Below are 6328 nucleotides of genomic sequence, written 5' to 3' on the forward strand. Positions count from 1 at the left end.
TAACGGCAGGCGTTAGCGCCGGGGATGCCGTCCAGTTCGTCATGCACATCGAACACATCCACCCCAATGCCTGCCTGTACCGCGCTGCCCAACAGGCGTTTGGACTGGAACGATTTGCCCGTGCCGCTCATCCCGCACACCAGCAGGTGGGCATTGATCAGGCGTTCCGGTTCGTAATACACCGGGTACTCCTGCTGCTTTTGGCGCAGGTGGTATTCGGAAAGCCCAAGGTAGTGTTTCATGCGTATTGCTGTTCTTAGATGTATTTCTTGAAGTAGCCAACGGCCAAGCGTGCCGCCAACGCCGTCAGCAGCAGGGCAGGGGGGATCACCCAACGGGGGTCAATGACAATCGGCGGTAGCAGGTACAGCACCCATACCGCCAACAACGTGTGGTTAAAGCCGTGTTTGGCACGGTGGTAAATGAAACCCGACTCCCGTCCGACACTGGTACGGCGCTTGTACCATGACAAGAAACCATCCGTTGCCGCTGCCAGCAGCACCACCCCAAACAGCGGGGCAGACAAGGCCAGCACTGCCAGCCGTTGGGCGAACAGCAGGATGCCAATATGGGCGGTTTGCAGGAACGCCCAATTGCCGACCACAAAGCTGTGCATGTAGGCGTTCGCGCCTTGCCACGATGCCGGTTTGTCCACGTCCCACATCATTTCATGCAGGCCAGACCAGCGGAAAGTGGGCTGGTAAGCCCAAGCCTGCACTTTCTTGATGAAGGCTTGCGCTTCCATGTTGGAGAGGCTGGCAACCAGTTGGCTTTCCGCTTGCAGGTTATGCTGGAACACAGGAACCCCGCGCAGCGTAGGCCAAGGCCAGAACACGTACACCATGTCCACCAGCAGTGCCAAGGTGCACACCAGTGCAAACCACTTCACGTACCACCATGTGCCAGTGACTTTTTCAAACATCTACGCATCCTCCCCCAGCCGGTATTCCCGCACCCAGCGGGTGATGGCATCCATGCCTTTGGGCAACAGTGGGTCAGCACCTGCCAAGGGCAGGCGTAGCTTGAACAGCTTGCCGCCATCCAGCAGCGCGAAGGCTTGCCCCTTGGGCAGTTGCACCAAATCCGCAGGTACAAGGATGTCACTTTCCGCTTCGGTGATGCGGTCGGAATTGCTGGACGTGAAATCCACCGGGGAATCCGGGTCGTTATTGTCAGTGGCGGCGGATTGTGCGGTTTTGGTGTAAATGCGCACCTTCGCCAACTGGTCAGTCAGCACCGCAGCGGTTTCCTCGTTCTTGACCCGCAGCATGATCAGGGTGTTGAGGTTGCCGACGATTTGCCCAGCCTTGGGCTTTTCACCGATCCCAGCCTCGATGTCGGAAGCGGTTTGGGTGTAGGCCGTGACCTGTACCCCGGAACCGCCCGCCTTGTTGAGCAGTGGGATGAACTCATTGCCCACCAGCTCGTTGAACTCATCGGCATGGATGGCGATCTTGGCGCGTTTGTGTCCGGGCAGTTCCGGCAGGCCGAGGTTGTCGCCGTGTTTGTACAACTGCCCGGCAATGGAAGTGAGGTCGGCAAACATGGAGTTGCCCACCGCACTTGCTACCTCCGCATCCGAGAGCGCATCCAAGCCCACGTACACCACGCCTTTGGCGCGGATCACCCCCATCCAGTCCAGTATCGGGCGCTTGTCGTTGCGGTCGCTGTAATTGGGGGCAAGCAGTTCCCCGGTCTTGCCGGTGGTGAGCTTTTCCAGCAGCGGCAGCAAGGATGCCGTCAATTTGTCGAAGTAGGTCTTGTCGTACTCAAACGCTGAGCGCAGGCCATCTGCCACCGGGTCATACAGCCCCCGGTTCTTGGCAAACTGGGTGTAAGCAATGGCCTTAAAGTCACGGCTCTTGAGTGCCACCGTCAGGCTTTTGGGGTCAATGTTCTGGGCAATGGTATTGACCTGTTCGCGCCAACCCTCAATGCCCTCACGGTCAAACCAGAAGGCGTAATACTCCATCATCAACGGCTCAATGTTGGTGACGTAACGTGCAATGGCGGTGTAGTCAGGTTGCCGTCCCAGCGCCACCAGTGCATTGGCGACAATGTTGGTGAAACGCCATGCAAACTCCTTAAAGGTGGCGCTATTACCAGAACCCGGCAATTGCCCAGCAATGCGCGAGGCCACTTCGGTGATGCGCCCAAAGCTGCCCACTGGGTTGTAACGTTCCGAGATGTCCGGGAAGCCGAGGTGGAAGATATGGAAGTTGTCCAAGCGTCCGGCGCGTTGGCATTCCGCCCACATCCTTGCCAGCAGTTCGGTATCACCCTTGGGGTCGAACACCACCACCACCTCACCCCGGCGGATGTCTTGTGTCACCAGCAGTTCCGCCAAGCGGGTCTTGCCCACACGGGTTGTGCCCAGCACCAAGGTATGTGCCACGCGGTCGCCAAGGTCGATCCACGCATCACGCTCATCCTCCACCCCGACACCGTGCAGGGCAGGGTCGCCACCCACGGGCGGCAGTGCCTTTACAGGGTTCCACCACGCCTGTGAACGGGTGCGGGACAGCAGCCATTGCATCCGGGGGTTGTGTTCGTGGCGTATCTCCATTGCCCGCGCCCACTGGTACAACGCACCGGGCTGTATCCAGCGCCGCCCATCCGGGGAACGCGCCTCCACCAGCCGTTGGCTATGCACCTGTGTCCATTGGAAACCCTTGCCCAGAAACAGCTTGTGGCGCGACATGGGGATCGCCTCGGCATCCAGCACGTAGGTGGGCAGGCGCTTGAGGTTGCGGCGGTAGCGCAGGATGCCCAAACCTTGCCAAAACCGTAGCAGTGCCAGCAGGCCAATGGTGGCTGCCACCCACAGTGCTAAGTCCGGCATCAGCGGCGACAACTGGGCGGGGCGCAGCACCAACAGCAGGGCAAGGCCAGACAGGATGGCGGACACCCACAATTCCACGGCGGGGCGTAGGCGGTTGTCGAAGATGGGTTTGCTCATGGTTCCCCCGTATTGTTGCCATCGGTTTTGGGTGTTGGTGCGCCCGGCAAAGACAGTGCCTTGTTGGGTGCTGGCAGGTAAGCCAAGCCCAAGGTTTCCAGTGGGTTTGCCAGCAGGAAGCCACGCACCACCCCGGATTTCTTTTGTCCACGCACGTTGTACAGCCAGATATTGCTGTCGTTGGGCGGCTTCTTGTGCAGCCCTAACTTGGTGAAACGTTTCTGCACGTACTCCCAGTTGTCCTGCCCAAATTCACGGAACGCCCGTGGGCTGACCAACAGCACCCCTTCCTGCACGGTATGCAGGAATGCATCGGTGGTGTTCATCTTGTGCGAGCCAGTGCGCAGCCCTTGCGACAACCAGTGCAGGAAACGTTGCCCTATGTCATCACTGTCCGGGTCGCCCGCTGTTGCTGGGATGGTCAGCGGGGCAGGTTTTGCGGGGGGGTGTACAGTAGCAGCAACCGTCGCGGTGGTAGGCTCACCCGTTGGGATGCTGTCAGGTGGGGTCAGGCCATCGTCATCCCCCCACGGTGATGGGTTTGCTTCAGCGGTGGTATCCACCGGCTGTGTGGATATGTTGCTGGTTTCGGGCAACCAGCCGTCCAGATCATCATCTGTATCGGCAGGTTGGGTAACTGGGGCAGCAGGCTGCATGGCTGGTCCAGCCTGTGCGGTTGCCACTTTTTCAACTTTTGGTTTGGCTGGGGCAGCTTCCCCGTCTTTAGCGTTGGGGGTAATCGTGCCGTCCATTGTCGGCGGGTATTGCGTTGGGTCTGCCCACAATTGTTTGGCTGGCAAGCGCAGCAAGGTGAACGTTGAGGCAAAATCACCAACCTTAATCTCCACCTTCCAGATCGCTTGCCCGGCTGCTGTGGCAGTGAGGATGCCGTGCTGTTGCAGCTCCGTCATCAGGCGGATATTGTCGCTGGGGATGCCTGTCTGGCCTTCGCTTTCCAAATGGGTGCGCAGCTCATCCATGACGCGCTTGGACATTAGCCACAAATCTTGCCCGTCGAAAAAGGCGGCTGATCCCGGATGGTTTAAAGGCAGGCGTTTTTCATCCAGCAAGAAGCGCAAGCCCGTGAGCAGGCGTTGTGACAAGGGTTTGGCTCGGGCAGCGGGGATTTGCTGGGTATGGATGGCCTTGACCCCCATCAGGTCATTGGCTACGGATTCCATGTCGGCCTCAGTCACCATTTGCCCCAACAAACCCGCCGTGCCGTCTTGCCCGGAGAGGTATGCCAGCCAGACTTTGAAGACCTCCGGGAAATCCTGTTGCAGCCATGACAGCGCAATGGCGGGGGTAAGCTGGCGGGCAAGCAATGGCGGCAGCAGTTCGTGGGTGCGGTATTGGCGGTCACGCACGAACTGCACTTGGTAGTAACCCGATTGCAACGCGCCGTGCAGCGGTTGCCAATAGCTGTGGGTATCAAGGCCATTGGCATCAAACAGGCACAGCTTTTGGTCACTGCATGGCTTGCCGACATCATGCAGCAGTGCGGCACTGGCGACCGCATACGTCCAAGCGTGCTGTTGTTTGTTCACCGCTTCGGCAGCAGCACCGGGCGGGAGCATCTTGCCCTTGCGGGATTCCAGCGCCAGTTTCATCACTTGCAGGCTATGGGTGAGCATCCCGCCTTGGCAACAGTGGTGGTGCGCCTCGGATGCCGGGGTTTGCTGCACAAAGGCTGCGAAGTTGTCCAGCAGCGGTTGGTAGATGTCGCTCCAGTAGTCATCCGGCACACCTGCCAAGGTGCGGATACGCGCCAGCAACTTCGTATGGGGTTGCAGCAGTTGCGCAGCAGGCAGCACAGGCCACGCCCCAGCGGGCAACGCCGGGATGGTGGGGCAGGTGGGTTTGGCAGGGCGGTGGAACAGGCCAGTGATGCGGGCAAGCATGGCCTTACCCCAACTTCCCGGCAGGTTGGCAGTGCTGGCGCAGGAAGCCAAGCCCTTGCGCTAGTGTTGGTTTGGCGGTACGGCGGGGCAAACCCAAACTACGCGCCAGTGCCGGGAAGTGGCACTGGGTTTGGACAAACCATGTGGTGATGCCTTGTTCCCCAGATTGTTGGCAGAACCCCGTAAAGCTGCATTGGCGGTAATCCCATTCCGCGACACCTACTTTGGCACGGAAGTACAGCCACTTCCAGTGACGCAAGGCCAGCAGTGCCAGCCGCCGGGATTTGGCATTCTCCCACGTCAGGGTGGCAAGCCACGCGCACAAACATTCTGGCAAGGTGTTGTCGCCCTCCTGTTCCCGCTCCTCTTGCGTGCCTTCAAAACGCTGGAGCAGTTCCGCAAAGGCGGGGATGTAGGCTTGCCAGCCCAGTTGGTGCAAGTAGGTGTTGATTTGTGCGGCGGTGGTCACGGTGGTGGCAGTCTTTCCGGCTCAAGGTAATAACCGGGCAATGGTAGCGGGCGGCGGGCTGGCAATCACTTTTTCACCCCAGCGGTAAACTTTCCGCCAAGGGTGAAAACTTGAACTTAGGGTGGGTTTGTGCATAGCATGTTGGGCATGGAAAACAGCCTTACCCAACTTTGGAAAAACCCAGCGAAGCGCCGTTATTACCGCGTGCAAATTGCACCCGACTTGTTCGGGGAGCTATGTTTGGTACGCTCATGGGGCAGCTTGGATACGGCACGGGGAAATTCCAAGATGGAATTGCTGCATGATTGGCAGGAGGCGCAACGCCACCTCAGTAAGATCGGTAAGGAACGTACCCGCAAGGGGTATCAAAAAACCAGCGGGTAAATGCCTACACACGTAGTGCCACCCGCGAAAGCCTTTGTCAAGTTTTTGCCATAGCGTGGAGTTTCTCCCCAGACATCAAAACTTGCTTGGCATTTAGGCCATTGCCATAGTTGCCGCATTACGCAGCGTGCATGGGGTTACATCATGGGCAACAATTGGTGGCAAGTGGGTTTGGCCCTGCTTTTATTGTTATTGGCTGGGACAGCCAATGCGACATGCTGGCAGGACGCATCGGAACGTTACAATGTGCCAGTGCCGCTGTTACGCGCCATCGCCGAAGTGGAGTCCAGTAACAGGGCACGGGTTGTGGCACGCAACACCAACGGGTCGCTGGACATGGGGTTTATGCAAATCAACGGTTGGTGGCTCCCGCAATTGGCGAAATACGGCATCAGCGAGAATGAACTGATGAACCCTTGTACCAGCCTGCACGTGGGGGGCTGGATACTGGCGCAGAACATCCGTCAAATGGGCTATGGCTGGGAAGCGGTTGGGGCGTATGGTGCGGGTACAAAAAAAGACAAAGCCGCCGCACGCCTGAAATATGCGCGGAAGGTCTGGAAGGTGTTGGACAGGCAAGTGGCGCAAGGTTTGGGGAAGCAACCGGAACCTGAG

Annotated in this window: 7 protein-coding genes; 2 read left to right on the forward strand and 5 right to left on the reverse strand. The window is 58.7% G+C overall.

Annotated elements, in window-relative coordinates; translation table 11 throughout:
- From PHE17_RS21185 to PHE17_RS21205, 5 genes are all read right to left on the reverse strand, one after another.
- A partial coding sequence (locus PHE17_RS21185; protein WP_301017919.1) for a DUF87 domain-containing protein occupies positions 1-242 on the reverse strand: 242 nt, incomplete at its 3' end.
- 14 nt (positions 243-256) lie between these two features.
- Entirely contained in the window at positions 257-922 is a 666-nt protein-coding gene (locus PHE17_RS21190; RefSeq protein ID WP_301017920.1) for a DUF4400 domain-containing protein, read from the reverse strand.
- Positions 923-2959, reverse strand: coding sequence for a type IV conjugative transfer system coupling protein TraD (gene traD / locus PHE17_RS21195; RefSeq protein WP_301017921.1), 2037 nt, complete (start codon positions 2957-2959; stop codon positions 923-925).
- Positions 2956-4860: a MobH family relaxase gene (gene mobH, locus PHE17_RS21200; RefSeq protein WP_301017922.1), complete on the reverse strand. Its 1905-nt coding sequence runs from the start codon at positions 4858-4860 to the stop codon at positions 2956-2958. The genes traD and mobH overlap by 4 nt, the downstream gene beginning before the upstream one ends.
- Positions 4861-4864: 4 nt before the next feature.
- Positions 4865-5329 (reverse strand): hypothetical protein, encoded by a 465-nt coding sequence (locus PHE17_RS21205; protein WP_301017923.1) that lies wholly within the window; start codon positions 5327-5329, stop codon positions 4865-4867.
- A 147-nt stretch (positions 5330-5476) separates the two neighbouring features.
- Between PHE17_RS21205 and PHE17_RS21210 the strand changes: the two genes are divergently transcribed.
- Positions 5477-5713: a WGR domain-containing protein gene (locus PHE17_RS21210; RefSeq protein WP_301017924.1), complete on the forward strand. Its 237-nt coding sequence runs from the start codon at positions 5477-5479 to the stop codon at positions 5711-5713.
- Positions 5714-5857: 144 nt separating this feature from the next.
- On the forward strand, positions 5858-6328 hold a 471-nt coding region (locus tag PHE17_RS21215), incomplete at its 3' end, for a lytic transglycosylase domain-containing protein (RefSeq protein ID WP_301017925.1).

It is taken from the genome of Thiothrix sp., from assembly GCF_028714775.1.
Lineage (GTDB): Bacteria > Pseudomonadota > Gammaproteobacteria > Thiotrichales > Thiotrichaceae > Thiothrix.

Excerpts from the sequence above, each read along its gene's own strand:
- PHE17_RS21190 (WP_301017920.1), bottom strand. The coding sequence starts at position 922 with ATGTTTGAAAAAGTCACTGGCACATGGTGGTACGTGAAGTGGTTTGCA.
- traD (WP_301017921.1), bottom strand. The coding sequence starts at position 2,959 with ATGAGCAAACCCATCTTCGACAACCGCCTACGCCCCGCCGTGGAATTG.
- mobH (WP_301017922.1), bottom strand. The coding sequence starts at position 4,860 with ATGCTTGCCCGCATCACTGGCCTGTTCCACCGCCCTGCCAAACCCACC.
- PHE17_RS21210 (WP_301017924.1), top strand. The coding sequence starts at position 5,477 with ATGGAAAACAGCCTTACCCAACTTTGGAAAAACCCAGCGAAGCGCCGT.